This window comes from Flavobacteriales bacterium (assembly GCA_021296215.1).
GTDB lineage: Bacteria > Bacteroidota > Bacteroidia > Flavobacteriales > ECT2AJA-044 > ECT2AJA-044.
In genome coordinates this window covers 17,045-39,237 of record JAGWBA010000005.1, presented here as the reverse complement: position 1 = coordinate 39,237, position 22,193 = coordinate 17,045, and the positions used below count along the sequence as shown (strand labels likewise).

25 protein-coding genes are annotated in these 22,193 nt (G+C 51.1%); 14 read left to right on the top strand and 11 right to left on the bottom strand.

Annotated features, from left to right (window positions below; genetic code table 11):
* Nucleotides 1–5 precede the first annotated feature (5 nt).
* From J4F31_01675 to J4F31_01665, 3 genes are read right to left on the bottom strand one after another with little or no spacing between them, the layout of a single operon-like run.
* Entirely contained in the window at nucleotides 6–1,964 is a 1,959-nt protein-coding gene (locus tag J4F31_01675) for a PAS domain-containing protein (protein MCE2495292.1), read from the bottom strand.
* Nucleotides 1,915–2,592, bottom strand: coding sequence for a PAS domain-containing protein (locus tag J4F31_01670; GenBank protein MCE2495291.1), 678 nt, complete (start codon nucleotides 2,590–2,592; stop codon nucleotides 1,915–1,917). The genes J4F31_01675 and J4F31_01670 overlap by 50 nt, the downstream gene beginning before the upstream one ends.
* A 42-nt stretch (nucleotides 2,593–2,634) precedes the next feature.
* Nucleotides 2,635–2,784, bottom strand: coding sequence for a hypothetical protein (locus J4F31_01665; protein ID MCE2495290.1), 150 nt, complete (start codon nucleotides 2,782–2,784; stop codon nucleotides 2,635–2,637).
* Nucleotides 2,785–2,894: 110 nt separating this feature from the next.
* Between J4F31_01665 and J4F31_01660 the strand changes: the two genes are divergently transcribed.
* From J4F31_01660 to J4F31_01625, 8 genes are all read left to right on the top strand, one after another.
* On the top strand, nucleotides 2,895–3,140 hold the full coding sequence (locus J4F31_01660; protein ID MCE2495289.1) for a hypothetical protein: 246 nt from the start codon (nucleotides 2,895–2,897) through the stop codon (nucleotides 3,138–3,140).
* On the top strand, nucleotides 3,137–4,951 hold the full coding sequence (gene mutL, locus J4F31_01655) for a DNA mismatch repair endonuclease MutL (protein MCE2495288.1): 1,815 nt from the start codon (nucleotides 3,137–3,139) through the stop codon (nucleotides 4,949–4,951). The genes J4F31_01660 and mutL overlap by 4 nt, the downstream gene beginning before the upstream one ends.
* Nucleotides 4,952–5,695, top strand: a complete 744-nt coding sequence (locus J4F31_01650) for a rhomboid family intramembrane serine protease (GenBank protein ID MCE2495287.1) — start codon at nucleotides 4,952–4,954, stop codon at nucleotides 5,693–5,695.
* Nucleotides 5,695–6,573: a rhomboid family intramembrane serine protease gene (locus J4F31_01645; GenBank protein ID MCE2495286.1), complete on the top strand. Its 879-nt coding sequence runs from the start codon at nucleotides 5,695–5,697 to the stop codon at nucleotides 6,571–6,573. The genes J4F31_01650 and J4F31_01645 overlap by 1 nt, the downstream gene beginning before the upstream one ends.
* A 7-nt stretch (nucleotides 6,574–6,580) precedes the next feature.
* Nucleotides 6,581–7,639 carry an endonuclease/exonuclease/phosphatase family protein gene (locus tag J4F31_01640; GenBank protein ID MCE2495285.1) on the top strand — a complete coding sequence of 353 codons (1,059 nt, stop codon included), beginning with the start codon at nucleotides 6,581–6,583 and terminating at the stop codon, nucleotides 7,637–7,639.
* A gap of 80 nt (nucleotides 7,640–7,719) precedes the next feature.
* Nucleotides 7,720–8,106: a DUF1428 domain-containing protein gene (locus J4F31_01635; protein ID MCE2495284.1), complete on the top strand. Its 387-nt coding sequence runs from the start codon at nucleotides 7,720–7,722 to the stop codon at nucleotides 8,104–8,106.
* A gap of 173 nt (nucleotides 8,107–8,279) precedes the next feature.
* Nucleotides 8,280–8,882 (top strand): pyridoxamine 5'-phosphate oxidase family protein, encoded by a 603-nt coding sequence (locus tag J4F31_01630; protein ID MCE2495283.1) that lies wholly within the window; start codon nucleotides 8,280–8,282, stop codon nucleotides 8,880–8,882.
* Between the two features lie 81 nt (nucleotides 8,883–8,963).
* The gene (locus tag J4F31_01625; GenBank protein ID MCE2495282.1) at nucleotides 8,964–9,479 is read left to right on the top strand and encodes a molybdenum cofactor guanylyltransferase; all 516 of its coding nucleotides are present in this window, start codon (nucleotides 8,964–8,966) and stop codon (nucleotides 9,477–9,479) included.
* Nucleotides 9,480–9,743: 264 nt separating this feature from the next.
* Here the strand turns inward: J4F31_01625 and fdhF are convergent, their stop codons facing one another.
* Genes fdhF through J4F31_01605 form a run of 4 tightly spaced genes read right to left on the bottom strand, consistent with a single transcriptional unit; the run spans nucleotide 9,744 to nucleotide 14,789 of the window.
* Nucleotides 9,744–12,518 carry a formate dehydrogenase subunit alpha gene (fdhF, locus tag J4F31_01620; protein MCE2495281.1) on the bottom strand — a complete coding sequence of 925 codons (2,775 nt, stop codon included), beginning with the start codon at nucleotides 12,516–12,518 and terminating at the stop codon, nucleotides 9,744–9,746.
* Nucleotides 12,519–12,522: 4 nt separating this feature from the next.
* Nucleotides 12,523–13,581: a hypothetical protein gene (locus tag J4F31_01615; GenBank protein ID MCE2495280.1), complete on the bottom strand. Its 1,059-nt coding sequence runs from the start codon at nucleotides 13,579–13,581 to the stop codon at nucleotides 12,523–12,525.
* Between the two features lie 19 nt (nucleotides 13,582–13,600).
* Nucleotides 13,601–14,176, bottom strand: a complete 576-nt coding sequence (locus tag J4F31_01610) for an NAD(P)H-dependent oxidoreductase subunit E (GenBank protein MCE2495279.1) — start codon at nucleotides 14,174–14,176, stop codon at nucleotides 13,601–13,603.
* A gap of 1 nt (nucleotide 14,177) precedes the next feature.
* Nucleotides 14,178–14,789: a formate dehydrogenase accessory sulfurtransferase FdhD gene (locus J4F31_01605; protein MCE2495278.1), complete on the bottom strand. Its 612-nt coding sequence runs from the start codon at nucleotides 14,787–14,789 to the stop codon at nucleotides 14,178–14,180.
* Nucleotides 14,790–14,801: 12 nt separating this feature from the next.
* On the opposite strand from J4F31_01605, the gene J4F31_01600 reads away from it, so the two are divergent.
* A complete protein-coding gene (locus tag J4F31_01600) occupies nucleotides 14,802–15,254 on the top strand; it encodes a cupin domain-containing protein (GenBank protein ID MCE2495277.1) in 453 nt (150 codons plus the stop codon).
* Nucleotides 15,255–15,328: 74 nt separating this feature from the next.
* Here J4F31_01600 and J4F31_01595 read toward each other — a convergent pair whose 3' ends face one another.
* Nucleotides 15,329–16,954 (bottom strand): ABC transporter substrate-binding protein, encoded by a 1,626-nt coding sequence (locus J4F31_01595; GenBank protein MCE2495276.1) that lies wholly within the window; start codon nucleotides 16,952–16,954, stop codon nucleotides 15,329–15,331.
* On the opposite strand from J4F31_01595, the gene mtaB reads away from it, so the two are divergent.
* Complete coding sequence (mtaB, locus tag J4F31_01590; protein ID MCE2495275.1) at nucleotides 16,946–18,280, top strand: tRNA (N(6)-L-threonylcarbamoyladenosine(37)-C(2))-methylthiotransferase MtaB; 1,335 nt, start codon at nucleotides 16,946–16,948, stop codon at nucleotides 18,278–18,280. The two genes, J4F31_01595 and mtaB, sit on opposite strands and share 9 nt — an antisense overlap.
* Nucleotides 18,281–18,284: 4 nt before the next feature.
* Nucleotides 18,285–18,827, top strand: coding sequence for a TIGR00730 family Rossman fold protein (locus J4F31_01585; protein ID MCE2495274.1), 543 nt, complete (start codon nucleotides 18,285–18,287; stop codon nucleotides 18,825–18,827).
* A 5-nt stretch (nucleotides 18,828–18,832) separates the two neighbouring features.
* On the opposite strand, the gene J4F31_01580 is transcribed toward J4F31_01585, so the two are convergent.
* The 3 genes from J4F31_01580 to J4F31_01570 form a co-directional block, all read right to left on the bottom strand.
* Nucleotides 18,833–19,099 (bottom strand): prolyl oligopeptidase family serine peptidase, encoded by a 267-nt coding sequence (locus J4F31_01580; protein MCE2495273.1) that lies wholly within the window; start codon nucleotides 19,097–19,099, stop codon nucleotides 18,833–18,835.
* 6 nt (nucleotides 19,100–19,105) lie between these two features.
* Nucleotides 19,106–19,765: an alpha/beta fold hydrolase gene (locus J4F31_01575; GenBank protein MCE2495272.1), complete on the bottom strand. Its 660-nt coding sequence runs from the start codon at nucleotides 19,763–19,765 to the stop codon at nucleotides 19,106–19,108.
* Nucleotides 19,766–19,984: 219 nt separating this feature from the next.
* Nucleotides 19,985–20,227 carry a hypothetical protein gene (locus J4F31_01570; protein MCE2495271.1) on the bottom strand — a complete coding sequence of 81 codons (243 nt, stop codon included), beginning with the start codon at nucleotides 20,225–20,227 and terminating at the stop codon, nucleotides 19,985–19,987.
* Nucleotides 20,228–20,395: 168 nt separating this feature from the next.
* On the opposite strand from J4F31_01570, the gene J4F31_01565 reads away from it, so the two are divergent.
* The 3 genes from J4F31_01565 to J4F31_01555 are packed head-to-tail and all read left to right on the top strand — an operon-like array spanning nucleotide 20,396 to nucleotide 22,160.
* The gene (locus J4F31_01565; GenBank protein ID MCE2495270.1) at nucleotides 20,396–20,707 is read left to right on the top strand and encodes a hypothetical protein; all 312 of its coding nucleotides are present in this window, start codon (nucleotides 20,396–20,398) and stop codon (nucleotides 20,705–20,707) included.
* Nucleotides 20,704–21,504, top strand: a complete 801-nt coding sequence (locus J4F31_01560; protein ID MCE2495269.1) for an inositol monophosphatase — start codon at nucleotides 20,704–20,706, stop codon at nucleotides 21,502–21,504. Before J4F31_01565 ends, J4F31_01560 begins: the two co-directional genes overlap by 4 nt.
* Complete coding sequence (locus J4F31_01555; protein ID MCE2495268.1) at nucleotides 21,504–22,160, top strand: hypothetical protein; 657 nt, start codon at nucleotides 21,504–21,506, stop codon at nucleotides 22,158–22,160. Before J4F31_01560 ends, J4F31_01555 begins: the two co-directional genes overlap by 1 nt.
* The last annotated feature ends 33 nt before the right edge of the window (nucleotides 22,161–22,193 follow it).

The following is a 22,193-nucleotide window of genomic DNA, read 5'->3' as shown; positions in this document are numbered from 1 at the left end:
ATCTTTCAGTCCGGTTTGCGTACCGGCCTCACCTCGTTCAAAGCTCGGGTCGAATTAAAGCGAGAGCCCTCATTCTTGTTACTGTCAAGGTGAATATCACTACCCATGTGTAACAGGAGGGTCCGCACAATTGCCAATCCGAGTCCGGTTCCTCCGTAGTTACGCGTCGTGCTTGAGTCTTCCTGTACAAAGCACTCAAACACCTCCGAGTGTTTGTCGGGGTGAATGCCGATTCCGGTATCCATTACCTCAAAGCGAATGAAGATCTGGTCGTCTTCTTCGCTTAAAAACTTGGCTTCTGCCTTTTCCTCCCCTTCATTGGTAAACTTAATCGCGTTGGAGATCAGGGTACCCAGAATTTGAAGCAACTTAGCTGTATCGCCCCGCAAATATTCAGGACTCTTGTCGGCGCAAATGACGTTGTAATCGAGTCCTTTTTTCTGCGCTTTGGGTAAAAAGGCATTGCGCAGGCTCGTCCCTAACTCGTTCAATGAAAAATCGGTTACCTTAAGCTCAATACGGCCCGACTGGATCTTGCTGAAGTCGAGGATATCGTTGATGAGGTTCAGTAGGTTATCAGAACTGAACTTGACCACATTCAGCGTCTCGACCTGCTTTTCAGAGAGGTCGGTCTTCTCGAGCAGATGGGTCATACCGACAATAGCATTGAACGGAGTACGGATCTCGTGGCTCATGGTCGATAAAAAGTTCTCCTTGGCAGTGCTGGCCTCTATGGCCTTCTCGCGAGACTCAATGAGTTTGAACTCCGTCTCTTTTCGCAGCAAGGCACTAGAGATCAGACGAGCCGTAAACAAATAAATCCGCAACTCTTCCTTGGTCCACGTGCGGAAGTTCGAAACGGAATCAAAACCTGCGAAACCGTATACGTGCCCAGATTCTTGTAGTGGAATGTTCTCAAAACTCTTATTCCCCAATTGGCTGAGGATTTGCTGAATAAGTTTTGGGTAAGTCTTTACCCGCTCCGGGTCGAGTGCGCGAACCACGTTCTCTCCCGCTTCCATTTTCTCACGGAACCATCCAAAGGGCTCTGTACTCACTCTTGGAAGAACCTCTCCGAGCCAACGCACTCCATCTCTGTTCCACGCATAGGTGAGGTCGACATGCGTTCCTTCTTCGTCGATCTGGAAAACATAAGCCCGATCGACTCCCGTATACTCAGCGACGAACTCGAGTACCCCGCGGATATTCTCATCGATCCGGTCGATGGAAACCCCAATGAGCTTTGAACTGATTTCGTTGAATTGCTCTACGAACTTGAGGCGGTTCTTTATGAGTCGTTGCTTGATCTTTGAGTCGGTGACTTCGTTAATCACCGTAGTGATCTCATCAACACCACTGCGAACCAACGAAATTTCAAAGCTGCGCAATTGCCCGTCGATGTAAAAGTCGAACTCGAGGTATTGGTGTTGCCCTGTTTCCAGCACTTTACTGAGATGATGCTTAAAACTCGAGAGGTAATCGGGCGGCAACATTTCATCGAGATTCATGGAAGTGATCTGGTCGAACGAACCGCGTGTACGGGTCTTGGGATTGAATATGTCGATTTCGGTCGGACCGATCTTGCAGTCAATAAACTCCCCTGCACTATTGATTCGGAAAATATGACCGGGAACCGCTTCGATCAAGGCCCGGTTTCGCGCCTCCGATTCAAAAATGCGGGATTCGTTTTCCTTTTGCTCGGTAATGTTTTCGAAGCTATTGAGTACCTGAGTGGGCGCTCCGTTTTCATCGCGATAAAAGACCGAACTGATCTTCCGCATCCATTGCCAATTGCCCGTTTTATCTCGAACCCGATATATGAGTTCTTTCTTTTCGCCATCGGGTAAATCGAGAATCTCCTTGTAGTACTGATCGATGGCCGACAAATACTCATCGTGAAAGAATTGCTGGTGCTCACCTTTGCCTTTCAAGGCATTTTGAATATCCTCGTTGGAATAGCCCAACGAGGCGAAGAGCGACCGGCTTTGGTAAGTATTCCTTTTTTAAGCGAAGATCGTATATCGAAATAATGATCGGCGAACTGCGAGCAATATCGTTGAGCAGTTGTGTTGTGCGGTACGTTCTCGATTGACGGCGGTTATTGAGATCAAGCAGGGTGATCTCCAGCTCCTTGCGTTCGTCACTTTTGAGCAATCGACTGCTCGCCGGGACTTCAATATCTTTCCGAAAGGAGGTGTGCATCACCCATTTCTGGGGTCGACCCGAATAGGTAGGATCCTCCAATGCCAATTGTTCCGATAATATTTCGTCGCACGACAAATCGGCGAGGTCCGAGAACGACATCTCGCGTAGTTCGCTCAGCGGAAAGCCAGACAGAAGCAAGAACTCCCGGTTCCAGCGCACGATTTTGCCCGACTCATCCAGCACCACCTGAGCGGTAAGGTCGTACCCTGAATTCCGGCGCAACCATCGGGCTTCGAACATGCGAAAATTACGTTCCTCGGGCGGGGATAGAATTACCTCGTCTGCACCTTCTGCAAAAGCCACCTCTACCTCGTTTTGATCCTCTGCGGTGATCACAACCAAATCGCCCGGATTGGCCTGTATCAAGAGCTCCTGAACCTCTTGCAAATCACCGAGCCAAACAACGTTGTAATTAGGAGTGTTATTAGATCAAACATGCAGTGCACGGCTCATGGTCTCGAGAACCGCCCGAAGTGTTTGTTCTAGTGGCGATTTGGGAAGCACGTAGTACGTGAATCCGGTCGTATTGGCCTGATTCTTTAGTCCGCCCATTTGCTCCCCTCCTTTATTGTCGTTCATGCAGCTGTTCCTTATGCCTGTTTCATGACCATTGGCTCGTCCCGGCGGCCCTAAATTAAGAGAAAAAAGATAGCTTTGTACACATGGAAGCTCCGAGACTCCCCTCCTTCATGAAAATCAATAGAATACGTCGGTTCGATTTTAAACCGAGGTATTACGACGAGCGAAAAGAGCGCTTGGATCATCTAAAAAAGAAGTATAACGACGAAGGTGAAAAAGAGGTCGAATTCCGCGACCGGTTGCAAGAATCGTGGAGTAATCGCCGCAAGCTGCAAGCTTCGGGCTATCCATTCGGACGCTTGGTGCTGATCATGGCCTTTCTATTTTTCCTCGCCTACCTCTTATTGTTCCGATGAACGACATCATTCAGGTGCTGCCCGATAGGGTGGCCAACCAGATAGCGGCCGGCGAAGTAGTTCAGCGTCCGGCCTCTCTCGTTAAAGAACTCCTAGAAAACAGCATCGACGCCGGCGCAACCGACATTTCGCTCATCGTTCGTGATGCCGGTCGTACCTTGGTGCAGGTGGTCGATAACGGCAAAGGCATGAGCAATACCGATGCGCGCCTCTGCTTCGAGCGCCACGCCACTTCCAAGATCCGAAACGCCGAAGAGCTTTTCCATATCTGCACCAAAGGCTTCCGCGGCGAGGCCTTGGCCTCCATCGCGGCCGTGGCCCACGTGGAGCTGCGGACCAAGGAGCACAGCGAAGACCTTGGTACGCTGGTGACCATCGAAGGTTCCGAGGTCACGGCACAAGAGCCCGTACAAGCACCCGGCGGCACCAGCATCTCCGTCAAGAACCTCTTCTATAACGTTCCGGCCCGTCGCAATTTCCTCAAAAGCGATAAGGTCGAGCTCAAGCACATCATCGATGAGTTTGAACGTGTGGTCTTAGCACATCCGGACATCGCTTTCAGCTTGCATCACAATGATCATGAGCTTTTCCGCCTACGGCGCGATGGGTTACGCCGCCGCATTGTCGACGTTTTTGGCCCGCGGTTCAACGAACGACTAGTACCGGTGTCCGAAGAAACGGATCTGGTGACCGTGGGTGGATTCGTGGGAAAGCCCGAACACGCCAAGAAAACGCGGGGCGAACAGTTCTTTTTCGTGAACAGCAGATTCATAAAGAACTCCTACCTACACCACGCCGTGAGCAGAGCCTTTGAAGGGCTGATCCCCGAAGGACATCACCCCTCCTATTTTCTGTACCTAGAGGTAGATCCGCAGACCATCGACGTGAATATCCACCCCACCAAGACCGAGATCAAGTTCGAAGACGAGAAGGCCATATACGCCATTCTGAGGTCCGCGATCCGCAAATCGCTCGGGCAGTATAACATTTCACCGAGCCTCGATTTCGAAAGGGAAACGAGTTTCGACGATATTCCACTGAACCCCGACGGACCGATCAGGGTACCGACCATAGAGGTCGACCCGGACTACAATCCGTTCGATGCCGATACGGGAAGTTCGGGCGGGGGTGGCGGAGATGCATCGGGCCGTAGGCCCAAAACACACCAAAACCAATTCGACTGGACCAGCGTTTACCGCGAACCCGAAGAGGTAGAGAGCACGCCCAACCTGCCTATGGAAGAGGAACGCAGCGTGCTGGCCTATCAGCTGCAGGGCAAGTATATTCTGACGCACATCAAGTCGGGATTCATGATCATCGATCAGCATCGCGCGCATCAGCGGATCCTGTTCGAGCAGTTTCAAAAGAGTTTGAGCCGGCAGAACACTGCCACCCGGCAACTGTTATTTCAACAAACCTTGGAGCTCGGGGCTGGCGATTTGTCACTCATTGAAGAGCAGCAAGAAGCGCTACAGCAACTGGGATTCGATATCGAAAGGTTTGGTCATCAAGCCATCGTGGTACGCGGGATTCCGCCCGGAGTACGCGAAACCGGCGTGTTGGGCTTGATCGAAAAGATGCTCGATGACCTCAAGAACCACCGCAACGAATTGGGCGGAGACAATTTGGATAACTTAGCCCGGTTCATGGCACGGAATTTGGCCGTTCGGAGCGGGGCCAAACTCGAAAAAGAAGAGATGCACCAGCTGGTCGATGAGCTCTTTGCCTGCGAACAGCCCTTTGTTGCACCGAACGGTAAATCGGTGCTCATCACCCTGAGTTTGGATGAACTCGATAAACGATTTCAGTAGATGAATTTTCAACCGACAAGGTTCAACATATTGCCCGAAGTAATCAAGAACTTGCTGATCATCAACGGTCTCTTTTTCGTAGGATCTCTGGTGATGCAGAGTACTTTTGGCATGGACCTGAACCGTATATTGGGGCTCTACGTGCCCGGATCCGAGCATTTTAGGCCTTTACAGCTGATCACGCACATGTTCATGCACGGGAACATCGGGCACATTTTCTTCAATATGTTCGCCCTGTGGATGTTCGGAAACATGCTCGAAAACGTTTGGGGCGGACGCCGTTTTTTAATTTACTATATGGCGACCGGACTCGGAGCAGCACTGATCCACCTCGGTTGGAACTACTTTGAGTTGATGCAGGTGACGCAGAGCGTATCCGCAGAACAGGTACAGCGCGTGATCCAAGAAGGAAGCTCCATTTTGATGCGCGGACAAAACTATAGTGACCCGGCATTGGCGAAACTGAACCTGATCTATAATATCCCAACGGTTGGAGCCTCGGGAGCCGTATTCGGTATCCTGTTGGCCTTCGGAATGCTATTCCCCAATACGCGCATTTACCTGTACTTCGCATTTCCGATAAAGGCCAAGTACTTTGTGATCGGCTACGGTTTACTTGAGTTGTTCAACGGAATCGCGAACGATCCATCGAGCAACGTGGCGCACTTTGCCCACCTAGGCGGTATGCTCTTTGGGTTCATTTTGATCAAATATTGGCAACGGAAAAACGGACACCGATACTGATGGCGAGCATAACGGACGAAATACGCGAAAACTTTAACCGGGGCGATATGATGACCCGCCTGATCTACATCAATGTAGGGGTGTTCTTGATCGTGAACATCCTCAAGGTGCTGGGCTTCTTCTTCAACTTCGACTTATCCATTGCTCAGTGGTTCACGGTGAAAGCCGATCCCGGAGCGCTGCTCTTACAACCTTGGGGACCGGTCACCTATATGTTCCTGCACGAAGGCTTTCTACACATCTTATTCAACATGATCTGGCTGTACTTCGGGGGCCGCATCTTCCTGGAGTACATGAACGAGAAAAAGTTGCTGAGTGTGTATCTCTTGGGCGGACTCGCAGGTGCGGCATTGTACATTCTCAGCTATAACCTGTTCCCGGTCTTTGCAAACCAACTCCCCTACTCACAAGCCCTTGGGGCCAGCGCCTCGGTGATGGCGATCTTCGTGGCCATTGCGGCCTTCGTGCCGGATTACACGGTCCGACTCATGTTCATAGGCACGGTGAAACTGAAGCACATTGCGATCTTTTACCTCCTACTCGATCTCTTGAGTATACCGAATGGGAACGCGGGCGGACACATAGCTCACCTCGGTGGGGCGTTGTTCGGATTCCTCTATGCCCGTCAAATGCAAAAAGGCAGCAACATCGCGTCCGGATTCGAAAGATTCCTCGACAATTTCTTTACTTTCTTTAAACCGAAACCGAAGATGCGCACGGCTTATAAATCCAAAACGCGAACAGAATTCGAATATCACGAGCAAAAAGCTTCGCGTCAAGCCAAATTGGATGCTATCTTGGACAAGATTTCCGCGTCGGGCTACGACAGCCTCACCAAGGACGAAAAGGATTTCTTATTCAAGATGAACAAGGACTGAACCCCGCGTGAACAAGTACCGATTTATCGATAAGCTCTTACTGCCGCTCACTTGGCTAAGTGTCGGAGTGCTGCTCGTCAGCTACCTCGCCTGGTACCTCACCCCCTCGCAATTCATTCTCGCCAGCTTCGCAGCCCTCGCCTACCCCATACTGTTGCTGCTGCTGTTGCTGTGGCTTTTGTTCTGGCTGTTCCGCTTCAAACGCATTCTTTTGATTCCGATTCTCGGCCTCGCGGCCGGATGGGGCCATTTCACGGCATTTTTCCCCTGGGGAGGTGCCACAGCCCTCACCGCCAACAAAGATGCTCTGCGCGTGTTGTCGCTCAACAGCCGTCACTTCGATCAGAGCTACTGGGGTCCCGATTATGACCTACTGGGCACCATCGACAGTTTCTTTAGAGCCGAACAAGCTCATGTCATTGCCCTGCAGGAATTCAACAAAGGCCGAAAAGTGGATCTGTTGGCCTCCCAAGAATACTCCCGTCTGAACGGTAAGAGCAATCTCGCGCTCTTCACCAATTTACCAGTGGTACGCACCGACTCCGAGGTATTCCCAAAGCACATTAATTATGGAGCGAACGGTTTTCAATGGGCCGACCTGCTCTACGGAGGCGATACGTTGAGGGTGTACAATTGCCATGTGAGCTCGAATCAGCTCGAGCATAGCCAAGTAGAGCTTATCGAAAAGGTCGAAGAGATCACCACCGAAAAGATCAACACGCGGTTCGGCGCTATGTACAAACTACTCAAGACCGGTTTCCTATACCGCGAAAAACAGATAGAGGTACTTAAAACCCACATCGATGGATCGCCCTATCCCGTGCTTGTAGTGGGCGACTTCAACGATACTCCCTTAAGTTCGGCGTACCGCGAAATGGCTCGAGAGCTGGTCGATGGCTACCGTGAACACGGCCGCGGCTGGGGAAAAACGTATCGTAAAAGCCTCATTCCCTTGCGCATCGATTACCACTTCCACGACCCCATGCTGCGCACCCAATTCGTCGGAGTGCGCAAGGTCGATATCAGCGACCACTATCCGCTAGTGGGGCATTATACTTGGGAGTAAGTCAATATATGAGGGCTTTGATGTGGATTCCAGTATATTGAGGTAGAATTTTGTGGCCCATAAAATCAACCCGACTATAAATGAGCACCTCCGCCCCTCCCTACCTCGACTGCTTCATTTTTCCCATCCTTCGGATTCACCTCGACAAGTATCGGAACGTAGCCGAACAGGTGGCCGCCGTATGGAAAGAATACGGGGCATTGAGCTACCAAGAGTATTTGGGCGATGAACTGCATCTAGAAGGTACCCGATCGTATGTAGAGGCGGTGGAACTGAAAACGGACGAAGTGGTGGTCGTAGGTTGGGTGGTTTTTCCGTCGAAAGGGGTGCGTGAGGAGGCCAATAAACGCGTACCGGAAGATCCGCGCATGGCCCGGATTGTAGGTCCGCTCGTAGATCCCGAGCGGATGATCTTCGATGCGAGTAGGATGATTTATGGGGGATTTACCCCGCTGGTGCAGAGGTAAACTTTAGCCTCTACGACGGCCACGGCGACAGCGAAAGCAACGGCTACAATGGTGCTGGTAAAAACCGACAAAGGAAGGTTGAATGGTGTGCGACTGAAATTAATCGAGCCGTAGGCTCAGAAAATCGGAATTGAAAACAGAAATTTATAACGTGTGAACGAAGAGACTTGGGGATGGTAATAAAGAGTGAAGCGGAATTGCGGGAGTTGTACGGTTATCCGAGTGAGCGGGCTGTGAAGAAGTCCTTGCGGAGGCTCGATAAGCACGCATTGAATTTTATTTCAAAATCGCCTTTTGTGGTCATTTCGACCGCGGGGGCGGATGGGACCTTGGATTCATCGCCGCGCGGAGGAGCGGCCGGATTCGTTCAGGTGATCGACGGGCGGTTGGCGATTCCGGATTACAGGGGAAATAATCGGCTCGACAGCCTGAAAAACATTGTTGAATCGGGCCGTGTGGGAATGCTTTTCTTTATACCCGGGATCGATGAAACCTTGAGGGTGAACGGAAAGGCCGTAATGACGACCGACGAGGCGATCTTAGAGCGATTTACAGGTAATTTCAAGCCTCCTTTGACTTGCATTGTGGTCGAGGTGGAGGAATTCTTTTTGCATTGCGCAAAGGCCTTCATGCGGTCTCGGTTGTGGGATCCCGGGATACAGCTCGACAAGAATGAATTCCCAACGATGGGACAAATGCTGAAGGACCAATTGAACAGCGACGAAGAGCCAGAAGCGCGCGAGGATATGGTAAAGCGTTGCAAGGAGAATCTTTAACGGGGTTAATTCGGGAAGTATCTAGAAAAACGAATTATGAAGCTCACCTGCATTGTCTTATCCGGCGGTACAAGCCGACGCATGGGGCGAGATAAAGCCACAATGCTTTGGCAGGGTAAGTCATTCGTGGAACATGTGATTTCTGCGGCAGATCCGATCGCTTCAGATTTTTTGATCGTAAGCGATGATCCAGATCACGACGTATTCGGGTACGAGCGTGTACCGGATCTCATCCCCAACTCGGGTCCTGTATCGGGAATATGCGGCGGGTTACAGGCCGGTAAAACGGAATGGAATTTACTCTTGAGTTGTGACGTTCCATTCATTAAAACAGAGCTTCTTCAGCTTCTGTATGTTGAGGACATTGATGCTTTCGACATCATTCATTTCATATCGGGCGGAAGAGATATTCCGTTGATCGGTTTGTACCGAAAAACGTGTTTGGAGCCCTTCAAAAAGCAGCTCGAAAAAGGAAGGTTACGTGTAATGAAAGCCTTGGCGACGGTTCAGGTAAAGACGGTGGAAGTGCCGGAGGAGCTTGAACGCGCCGTGCGGAACCTGAACAGGTCGGAGGACCTTCGAGGCAATGAGCCATAGGCCGTAGGCTATGGCTCATTTGATTTAGCGCTGAAAGTGCTTCATCCCCAGGCTAAAGCTCGGGGCCAAGGGTGCTCATTCCATAAACGAATTGTTCTGTAGGGATTAACCGACCAACAAGATCCCCGGGCTAAAGGCCGGGGCTGTATCACATACATTTTCATTATGAAATGAAGGGGTGGGATCAACTAAACTAAATCCCCGGGTTGAAACACGGGGCCAAGGATCTTCCATTAATTATTCGATCCCATTAACCAATAACCATTAACTTTCGTAAGAACCACTCAACCACTCAACCGCGGCCGCCTTCGGTTTTCCGCCATTCTTGAATTTGCCCTTTGACTTTCTAATTCGAACGGCGACAACTTTGTACTCCGGGCACTTGGCTTCGGTGTCGTGAACATCGCTGGTGATTTTGTTGATCATGATCTCCGGAAAATGGAATGTAGTGCTCACGATGCCGGGATTGACATCCTCTGTGATTCGCGCCTTCACATCGACCTTGCCACGACTCGATTCGATACACACATAGTCACCCTCGCTAATGAAATGCTTGGCCGCATCATCGGGGTGGATCATGAGATAATCATCGGTCAGGAGCTTCTCATTCATGGTCCTCCTCGTCATAGCCCCACAATTGTAGTGCTCGAGCTCTCGGTTTGTCGTTAGTATGTATGGGAACTTTTCGGCGTGAGAAAGCAGCTCCTCGGATTCGCGCCAGGCGTTGAATTCGGAATACCCTTTTCCTCGCTTAAACTCAGTAGCATGTAAGATCTTGGTGTCTTGTCCGTCCCGAGTCACCGGCCACTGAAGCCCATTGATACCAAGACGGTCCCATGTGATTCCCGCAAAGAAGGGTACGATCTGATTGATCTCATCCAACATACCGTCAGGCGAATAATCGGACTGTGGATATCCCATGCGGTTCATGAGTTCCACTGTGATCTGTCCATCGGGTTTAGAGCCAGGATAAGGCTCCACCACTTGGTTAACGGCCTGAACCCTACGTTCGCCATTCGTAAAGGTTCCACTCTTTTCGAGGAACGAAGCTCCCGGAAGGATCACATCGGCCTGCTTAGCCGTTTCGGTCATAAAGAGTTCCCGGCAAATGACCAGATCCGTAGCATTCAAAGCTCGGATAACTTTTTGCGTGTTCGGGTCGGTCTGAACCACGTCTTCACCAATGACCCATAAGGCTTTGAGCTTACCTTCGAGCGCGGCTTCGAACATTTCCGGGATCTTGTATCCGATGTGTTTAGGCACATCAACCCCGTAAAATGCGCTGTACTTATCCTTTACGTCGTCCTTATTGACATCCAGATACCCCGCTCCTTGATGAGGCTGCACACCCATGTCCGCCGCGCCTTGTACGTTGTTTTGCCCGCGCAGTGGGTTTACCCCTACTCCTTTGCGTCCGATGTTTCCGGTCAATAAGGCCAAATCGGCGATTTGCATCACGGTAAAGGTGCCTTGAGAATGCTCAGTTACACCCGGTCCGTGGAACGACATGGCGTTCGGAGCGGTAGCGTAAGCGATAGCTGCAGCCCTTACTTGCTCTCTAGGCACTCCCGACACCTTTTCCATCCAGTCAAGGTTGAGCGCCAGGATCTGCTCTTTGAAGGCTTCATAACCCTCGGTTCGATTCGAAACAAAATCTTCGTCTACCAGACCTTCCGAAATGATGTAGTACATCATCATATTGAGTACGTCCACATTGGTTCCGGGTCGCAAGGCCAGGTGGTGTGTGGCATAGCGGGCGATCTCGGTTTTACGCGGGTCAATTACTATGGTTACGTGGTCCGATTTCATCGCGAACTGCTTCATCTTGGCTCCGGTGACCGGGTGGGCGTCGGTCGGATTCGCACCAATGACCAGAATACAGTCGGTATGTTTGAGATCTTCAATGGAATTGGTCGCTGCGCCCGTTCCAAAAGTGCGTTGCATGCCCAACGCGGTTGGAGAGTGACACACGCGAGCGCAACCGTCTATGTTATTCGTTTGGATCACTGCTCTAAAAAACTTCTGCATGAGGTAGTTCTCCTCATTGGTGCAGCGCGACGAAGAGATTCCGGCGATGGAATCGGGTCCGAATTCTTTTTTGTAGTAGTTCAGCTTTTCGGCAATATAGTCGTAAGCCTCATCCCAACTCACCTTTTCGAATTCGCCATTGCCCTTGATCATGGGCGAATCGAGCCGATCGGGATGGTTGTAGAATCCAAAGGCAAAACGACCTTTTAGGCAGGTATGCCCTTGATTTACCTCGGCATCGTACGGCGCCCTGATACTCACTATCTCGCCATTTGATGAAGAAACTTCGAGGTTACAACCCACACCGCAATACGTACAGATCGTACGGGTTTTTTGAGGTGCGCTGATAGCTTTCGATTGAAACACATCGGAAATGGCCGATGTCGGACAGGCTTGAGAGCAAGCCCCGCAACTTACACAGTCCGAGTCACTGAACGACTGATCAAAACCTTTGACAATGTGTGAATCGAACCCGCGTCCGGCCATACTTAGGACGAATTCCCCTTGAACCTCATCACAAGCTCTCACACAGCGATAGCAGTTGATGCATTTGCTGAGGTCGGAGGTCATGTAGGGATGACTGAAGTCTTTTTGCCGATCGAGGTGAGTCTCGCCTTCGGGATAACGCACCTGGCGAATACCCACTTGGGCTGCAACCGATTGCAATTCACAGTTTCCGTTGACCTCACAAGTGAGGCAATCGAGCGGATGATCCGTCAGCACCAACTCCACGATGTTCTTGCGAAGCTGTTTGATCGACTCAGTACTCGTGTAAATATATTGGTTGTGCGCAACGGGTGTATGGCACGAAGCCATGGTCTTTGTTGGTCCACCCGCCTCCAGTGAAACCTCCAAACTGCATACGCGACACGATCCGAATGGATCGAGGTTTGGCACATCGCATAATGTGGGTACAAGGTTCTTTTCCTTATACCGGCGGATGAATTGAAGCATGGTTTCGCCTTGTTGTATCTCGAAGGCCTCGTTATCGATATATGCAAAATGTGGCATGGCCTTAATTGAAATAAGTTTTGAGCTCTTCGTCAAAATACTGCAAGACATTCCGGATCGGTAACGGAATACCACCGCCGTGGGCGCACAGGGATCCTTTTTGCAAGGTGGAGAGCAGATCGTCGAATAGCTTTCGATCGATCTGGTAGTCGTCGTTCAACGCTTTTTGTGCCATTTCGTGACCTCGCTTGGTACCGAGGCGACATGGGAAGCGCTTGCCACAGCTCTCGTATGCGGCAAAATCGAATAGGTGCTCTATAAACTCCATCATGGAGAAAGGCTCAGGTATACACACTACTGAGGCATTACCCAGTAAGAATCCATTCGATCCGAAGCTCTCAAAGTCAATGGTCAGGTCATTGATTTTAGATACCGGCTCAACTCCACCCAAGGAACCACCGATTTGCATCGCCTTTACAGGCTTTTTGAATCCGCCTCCAAGTTCATTTACCACGATCGAAAGTGGCGTGCCCATCTCGACTTCGTAGATTCCCGGATGGACAAAGAAACTGTCGAGGGAAACCAGCTTGGTTCCTGACGAGCGTTCGGTTCCCAAGGCTTTATATGCCGATCCACCGTTGCTAATGATGTAGTGTAGTGCGGCCAATATTTCCACATTGTTGACCGTAGTAGGTTTGTTGAACAGCCCCTTTTGAGCAGGAAATGGCAGACGTACACGAACCTCGGGCCGTTGGCATTCAATGGAACTAATGAGTGCAGTCTCTTCACCACAGATATAGAATCCCTGTGCTTGAATGATCTTGAAATCGAAACTGAAGGTACTACCATTGATGTTTTTCCCGATGAGTCCTACCTCGCGAAGCGTATCGATCGCCTCTTGAACGATGCTCACCGATTCGGGGTACTCAGCTCTAATGTACGGTATGCCATGCGAGGCATGGGTTACGTATCCGGCGATGAGCATTCCGAAGAGTACAGAATGTGGTCGTTGTTCTAAGAGGTATCGGTCCGAGTATGCCCCGGAATCTCCATCATCAGCGTTGCAGATGATGAATTTTACGGGATTCTGTTCGTTGCGGCAGAATTCGAGCTTGAGTCCCATCGGGAACCCCGCCCCGCCCCTACCTAGGACGTTGGATGTTTTTGATTTCTTCTAGAACTTGAACGGAGTCTCGGTTCAGTGCATCGAGGAAAGGTCGGTAGTGTGTATCGAGATCGGTAAAGGGTTCCGGCAGCACTTTCGCGCCGTAGGCGCCCGTATTGTATTCATCGGAGCCACTGCACGAGTCGCCCTTGGAAATGTTTACCAGGTCTTCGATAGCCTTTACCGAGTAGTTGGTGCCATCGATGTGGAACGCGTTGTTTTCGTGGCATCGCCCCAAGCAGGTCATGTGTCCGACCGCGGCTTCCCCATATACATCGATCAGTCGTTTGGCCACCTCCTCTTGTGTGCCTGCGCAAAGGCAGGCCGTTCCGTTACATACGTAGGCCTTTTTGCCTTTGTTTTCGGGTTTTAGAAAGTCGTAAAAGGTCGCCGTGCCGTAGGTATTTGCTTTGCCGATGAGGAATTCATTGGCGAGTTGCGCCAGCGTTTCTTCGTCGGGCGTACCCTGAGGTTGAGCGGAGCGACCTAGTTTATCGAACAGGTTTTCGTCGACGCCTTTACGGCCCAGTAATTCGCTGAGGTTGTTGGACATATCAGGTACTTTGGTGCACAGCCACCGCGCCCGGAACGCGTTCCGGGTGTGCGTAGCACGTGATTCGGTTCTTGCGACAAAACGCAAATAGCGTGATGCCAAGTTCTTTTGCATAATCGACCGCCAGTGACGACGGTGCGGAAACCGCTGCCAGAAAAGGGATCTGTGCTTTGAAGCACTTAATTGCGATCTCGTAGGAGAGCCGGCCCGAAACGGTCATGATCTTGGCCTTATGGAACCGATCGGATAGGATGAGATCGCCAACCACCTTATCCACGGCATTATGTCGACCGATGTCCTCCATGGTACACAGGAGTTCGCCATCGAGCGTGAAGGCCGAAGCAGCGTGGCTGCCTCCCGATGCTGAAAACCCATGTTGAGTCGTTTCCATTTTATCGAACAAGCTCGGGATGAGTTCCACATCGACCCGTTGAGGGTCCGAAAATCGTTCGCCGGAAAACTCGAGGTAGCTGAGTTCGGTTTTCCCACAGATGCCGCACGACGAAACGGAAAGTAGGCTGCGGCTCACGAGGCCTTTTCGATAGAAACGTTGGTCGATGAAATAAAGACGGTTCCGGATTCGATCATTGACTATTTGCACGCACAGCATCATCAACGTAAGGTTTTGGAACGAAGAACGGTTCCGGCCGGGTACGAGACCAAGAATTTGACCCACTGGAGAAACTACGCTGCCAATGTGGAGGAATTGCCGACCATCAATCCCGGGCCCGGAGAATATGTGCATGTAATGGAGGGCTATAAAAACGCATATCAAAATCTCGTGATTGGCATTACGGAGACTTTTCCCTGTGGAGCTCCGCCCATGCACACCCACAAAGGAGAGGAGGCTCATGTATTGCTCGAAGGGGAAATTCTATACGCTTTGGGTGACACCATTTTCACGATTTCGGCTCCGTACATTGTAAATATTCCTCCCATGGTTCCGCACGCCTTTAAGAACATAGGAGATGAAACGGCAAACCCGGTAGTAATATTCCCGACGAATGTTTGGGAGTACGACGTTTTGGATTACTTCCCATTCGAAAATTACGACGATCGAGGTAACCCGGTTGAATGAGTTGGCCATGGCGTATTCATCGAAGGTGCTTGCTTCGTTGAATTACTGACTCACTTCGATTATTTGAGCCCGGTCTAATCTGCCACCTCAACCCGCTTCAACTCGAGCAAATTCAGCGCATTTGGAGTGAGCCCACGCACCTCCTTACGCGTAAAGCGAAGCACCTCGTCATAGAACAGCGGCACCACCGGGGCTTCGTAAAGCAGCAGCGAATCCATTCGTCGATATAGCGCATATCGGGCCGAGTCATTCGTTTCGGTGCGCGCTTCTTCGTACCACGCATCGAACTGCGGATGACTAAAATGCGTGTAATTGGGCCCATTCGGCGCGGCATTGGCGCTGTAAAACAGACTCAAGTAATTCTCGGCATCGGCGTAATCGGCGATCCAACTCCCCCTAAAAAACGGCGATTTACTGGTGGCCATCATCTGCCGCAAGGTCGACGGCGGCAACAACTCCACCTTCACCGGAATCCCAAGGTCGTTCCACTGCGCCTGCATATACTCGCACAGATCGAGGTAACTCGCATTGGTTTGCAGCGTTATTTCGGGTAGTTCTGGGCCTACGGCCCGAAGGAGGGCTTTGGCCGTATCCACATCATAGCGGTAGCCTTTCACCACCTCATCAAAGCTGGGGAGGCCCCGGGGTATAAATCCGGCCGTGGCGGGCTCGCCGATGTTGTTGCGCAGATAACGCATCATCTCGGCCCGGTCGAATCCGTAGTTCATGGCCTGCCGCAAGGCACGCTCTTTGAGCGGCTCGATGCGCTGGTTCGAATCGACCACGATGCCCAAATATTCCGTGTTCAAATAAGGCAACGTGGTGAGGCAAAAGCGATCGCGGTATTTCTCTCGCAATTCGCCATCATAGGTGAGCAACTCGTCTTTGTAGCTCGCATCGAGCCCGCTGAGGAAGTCGAGATTCCCTTTCACCAACTCGAGGAACGCGGCTTGTTTATCGGGAACAAAAGTTACCGCCACGGCCTCCAGGTATGGGAGCACACGGCCCGTGTCGTCAGACTCGAAATAGAAGGGATTCCGCCTGAAAACGAGTTTTTCGTTCTGTGCCCAGAGCTTGAAATAGAACGGTCCGGTACCTATCGGCTCATCGCGCAGGTCGTACTCCGGGTGCTCATCGAGCTCGCGCGGAACTACCGAACAGTACTTCATGGACAGCAGGCCTAAAAATGGGGGGAACGGCTCGTGGAGCTCGATCCTCAAAAGAGTGTCGTTCAGCGCCGCATAACTTTTCGCATTTTCCATGACCCAAGCCCCCGGAGCCGCTAGTTCGGGCGAGGTCAAACGGTCAAAACTGTAAACGAAATCTTGGGCGGTCACGGGTCTACCCCGCTCCGCAGAAGGGTCGTCAAAGTCGTCCCCAAAGACCGGGTGCGCGTGGAAATATACATCGTGCCGCAGGCAGAAATCATAGACCTTTCGGGTGCTGTCAATGGTCCAGGACTTGGCAATACACGGCTGCGGACGAAGGTTGGAGTCGAGCTGCACCAGTCCGTTGTACAGCTGGTGCGTGGCCCAGATCAGGGCTTGATTGCGCGAAAAGGCCGGATCCAAGGTGGTGATGTTGGCCGACTCGTTGTAGCGAAACACCATGCCCGGGCACTCGCGACGATCGGGTCCGCAACCCGTGAAGATGCTGAAAAACAGCACAAAAAGCAGTATCTTTGCCGGCCCATGACGCATACGCCAAAAGTAGCATTTTATACACTGGGCTGTAAGCTCAATTTCAGCGAGACCTCGACCATTGCGCGGGACTTCGAACAGATGGGGTACGACCGCGTGGAATTCGAGGAAAAGGCCGACGTATACGTGATCAATACATGCTCGGTGACCGACAATGCCGATAAGCGCTGTCGCCACATTGTGCGTTCGGCGCTGCGCCAGAACGAGAAGGCCTTTATTGTGGTGGTGGGCTGTTATGCCCAACTAAAACCCGAGGAGATCGCCGATATCGAGGGTGTGGATCTCGTGCTCGGAGCTACCGAGAAGTTCAAGGTTACCGACTACATCAACGACCTCAGCAAGAACGATTTGGGCGAGGTGCACAGTTGCGAGATCGACGAGGCTGACTTTTACGTCCCCGCCTACTCGGCCGGAGACCGCACGCGTGGATTCCTGAAGGTGCAAGACGGATGTGACTACAAATGCACCTACTGCACTATTCCACTCGCGCGCGGTATCTCGCGCTCGGCAAAACTCGACGACGTGGTGAAATCGGCCTACGCCATTGCCGACGAAGGACGCAAAGAGGTGGTGCTCACCGGCATCAACATCGGTGACTATGGAAAAGGAGAGTTTGGGAACAAAAAACACGAGCACACGTTCTTGGAGCTCGTTCAAGCGCTGGATCAAGTAGAACCCATCGACCGCTTCCGCATCTCGAGCATCGAACCGAACTTATTGCGGAACGAGATCATCGATTTCGTATCGACCAGCGAGCGCTTTGTCCCCCACTTCCACGTGCCCTTGCAAAGCGGAAGCAACGCCATCCTCAAGAAAATGAAGCGGCGCTACCTGCACGAGCTGTATGCCGACCGCGTCGCCCGCATTCGCGAGACTATGCCCAACGCCTGTATCGGGGTCGATGTGATCGTAGGCTTTCCCGGCGAAACCGACGATCATTTCCTTGAGACTTATAACTTTCTCAATGATCTCGAAATCAAATACTTGCACGTATTTACCTACAGTGAACGTCCGAATACCGAAGCGGCGGATATGGAAGGCGTTGTTCCCAAAAAAGTACGTCACAAACGCTCCAAGATGTTGCGGGTATTGAGCGCTAAAAAGCGGCGCCAGTTCTACGAGTCGCAACTGGGCGGCACCTTCGATGTACTGTTCGAAGGCGAAAACAAAGAAGGCTACATTCACGGATTTACCGAAAACTACGTCAAGGTCAAAACACCCTGGGATCCAGCCTTGGTCAACACCCGCGCGCAGGTGAAGTTGACCTACATCGACGAGGACGGAATTGTGCGGTTTGAGTACCTTGAGGCGGAAATTCACGCCTAAGTCCATGGAAAACATAGCGGTATTCTGCGGCTCCTCTACGGGGAGCGATCCTAAGTACATCCAAGCAGCTCAAGAAATGGGCGCAGAAATGGCCCGTCAGGGCATTGGCCTGGTCTATGGCGGGGGCAAGGCCGGACTCATGGGCACTGTGGCCGACGCGGTACTCGATGGGGGCGGCAACGTTTACGGCGTCATTCCCGACCGAGTGGTTCAGGCTGAAAGGGCCCACCGCGGTATCACCAAACTCTACGTCGTCGAAAGCATGCACGCGCGCAAATCGCTCATGGCACAGCTTGCCGATGGTTTTGTCGCCCTCCCGGGCGGATTGGGAACTCTGGACGAACTCTTCGAGATCCTGACCCGGAATCAACTCGGGATCATCAATAAACCGGTCGGACTCCTCAATGTAGATGGCTATTACGACCCATTATTGGATATGGTCGACCATATTGCGAAACAAGGCTTTCTTCATGCGTTGAAACCAGAGGAGCTCTTAACTTCCGGTTCCGTTGTGGACCTAATCGATCAAATGAAATCGGTCCAGTGAAAGGGTCAACGCCCATGAAACTCCATATTGGGTAGTTCTTCTCCGTTCTTCACGAATCGATCGAACCAGGCAATTGATTGCTCCATGACCTCTTCTTTGCGCTCACTGATGCCGTGATCTCCTCCTTCGTAAATGACCAATCGGTATGGTATGCGGTACTTATCGCATTCAAGAGTCATACGCATCGACTGTTCGGGCTTTACGCGCCAATCGGATGCCCCATGAAGAATTAACAGAGGAACACTCCCGGGCAGTTCGTGGGCCCAATACACCGCGGATCACTCTTCGAGTTTTTGAGGCTTCGCTTCAGTGAAACCGGGAATAAGTTCCATACAGACCTCTTCCATTTCCGGTCGATCGTCGACCATGGTGCCCAGGTCTGAAACAGCACCTCCCACCACCGCGGCCTTTATGCCATTTATTTGCCTAAGCGCGATATAACTCATCATTCCTCCTCTACTCCAACCAAACATGCCTATTCTACTCGTATCGGCCTTTGGAAGCTCGGCCAGTACCTTCGGAAGAACCACAACATCGTTTACATCGCTATCGCCGAACTCTTCAATTCCTTCCCCTCCACCATTACCTCGGTACTGAGGGGCCACGACCACGTAACCGGCGGCGGCGAATTTCGCCACGAACATGGCGATTCCACCGACGTTCCAAGCTCCAAGCTCCTTGTTTCCGCCTCGGTTAAGGATGATACAGGGAAAAGGGCCGTCCCCTGTTGGTTCTACAACGAACCCCCGAACCTTGAGCCCATCGCTCAAGTACGTAAGGGCAAACATGTTCACCTCTTCGAGATATTCGAATTCGGGCTTCCATTGGGCATCTCCTTCCACAGTGTCGACCAAATACGAGTAAACGGGATACTCGGACAAATCAACTATTGATCGTTCTTCAATAATCATTGGAGCGTCTTGAGCTATGCCATTCAAAGAGCTTGAAATAATCAGAAGAACTGCTGCGATCAATCTGTAGGTCGTAGGGTGAATGTTGAAGATTCTAAAAGTAGCAGATTAACCTTTGAACCTTCGAATGTCAATAGAGTGAATAGAGCTTGCAATAAGACTCGATCCCGAGATTGAATAAAAAAAGCCCGAAGAATTGCTTCCTTCGGGCTCAGTACAGAAATTGATTAAGTTGTATCGGGAGAATTAGAAGATCTCTGAAAGTTTGTGTCGGATCTCTTTGGTCGCTTCTTCCAAGGTATTCCTGAATTCAGTGAATTTCTCCTCACCTCGGTCTTCTGCAATATCGCTGATTCGCGACATGAACTTCAATTCGATCTCTGCAATTTCTTGGGCCGACAATTGCTCGAATTGTTTGCTTTCTATAGTGCTATGCAATAGCTCTAGATAGCTGGTTTTCGACATTTTTTTAGTAGCTGCTGTAGACATAATGTAGTTTTTCGTGTTTTTGAGTTTCAGTTCATATATAACATATTGATTTTTAATTATTTATGCAAATGTTAGAGGGCCGTTTTCTTTCCATATTAAAGTTCATACTGCCTTTACGTCGCTTGAACCCTATTGACTACCTTTGAGGTAAATCGAATATTTCGCGTTATGATCACCATGCAATATGTCTTTGCCGTGCCCGCAAATCAGCGCGATGCTTTTGAAGAAGCCTGGTCTAGAGTGACGGAGATCTACCTTCACTATTCGAACAGTGGCGGAAGCCGTTTGTGGTTCGATCGGGAAAAAGGCCTGTACATTGCCTTGGCACTTTGGTCATCAAGAGAGGCCTACGACACCCGCGAGGATCATATTCCGGCCAACAATCCTGAGCTCGACAAGTGGGGGAAAGCTATGACCGACACGGGCTATACCTTGGTCGAAAAGCGCGAACTTGAAGATCGAACCAACCTATGGAAATGAACGACCGCGAACTCAAGGAGATTACGCTAAGGGTAGCAAAACTAGCCGAACAAGTCGGGCGATACATTGAGAACGAAAGAAATAACTTCAACGCTTTCCAGCACGTCGAGCGTAAGAGCTTCAATTCGCTGGTTAGTTATGTCGACAAAACCGCCGAAGAGCAGCTCGTAAACGGACTGTTGCAAATCGTGCCGCAGGCAGGATTCGTTACAGAAGAGGGCACGGCAGGCGAAGAAGGGCAAGACATTTTGTGGATCATCGACCCACTCGATGGAACCACCAATTACATTCACGGAATTCCGTGCTATGCGGTGAGCGTAGCCTTGACTTACAAGCACGAGCTCATGGTCGGTGTGGTCTATGAAATCACAAAGGCTGAGAATTTTTACGCTTGGAAAAGAGGAGGTGCCTATCTCAATAGCGACCGCATCCAAGTGAGTCCACAAACGGCTTTTGCCGCGAGTCTGTACGCTACTGGTTTTCCCTACTGCGATTTTGACTTCATGCGGGGGTACCTCGACCTTCTAGCGCATATGATGCAACACTCCCGCGGGGTTCGTCGTCTCGGATCGGCCGCTACTGATCTGGCCTACGTCGCGTGCGGACGTTTCGAAGGTTTCTATGAATACGGATTAAGTCCATGGGACGTTGCCGGAGGGGCTTTGCTCGTAAAAGAAGCAGGTGGTGTAGTTGCGGATTTCAACGGGGGTGAGGCCTTCATTTACGGTCGTGAGATCATTTCGGTGAATCGACATACCGCCGAAGAACTCACCAAGGCCATTCAAAAATACTTGTAATGCGCGTGGTCGCCCTAATCGGATTGGGAATGGATCCGCGAGCCGTGCGACGCATCAGTCCCCTGGTGCCCGTCGAGGTTCATCACCAGATCCCTCACCTACGTGGTGAAAGCATATCCGAATACGCTCATCGATGGGCGCACCACCTGCAGCTCGGACACGACGACCTGATCATGGGCATGAGCTTTGCCGGCCCCATAGCCATGGAAATGGCCAAGCTCTACAACCTACGTGGCTGCATCTTGATCTCGACCTTCACCACACCTCAAGAATTACCCGCCATTCACAGACGTGCCTTAAATTGGGGGCTACACAGGTGGATCCCCTATCGCCTAGGTTGGTGGCTGGGCAAGCGATGGGCTTGTCGAAATGCCATTCTGGGCAAGGGAAATAATGTGGCCATTGAAGCTATAGAACGACGTACGAACCCCGAGTTCTACCGATGGATCATAGACGCCTTAGGCAAGTGGCCCGGAACCGAGGCCTGTGGTGTTTTACTTCGCATTCACGGAACCGAGGACAAAATTCTACCGATTAACTCGGAAACACCCGGGGTAGAATTCATCGAGGGGAATCATTTTCTACTTACTACCGCAGCGGGCCGATTGGCAATAAGCGAAAAAGTAGATTCGTTCATACGAATACTGGCATCGTAATTGCTACTTCTTATCGTAAATCAACTCCTTCAG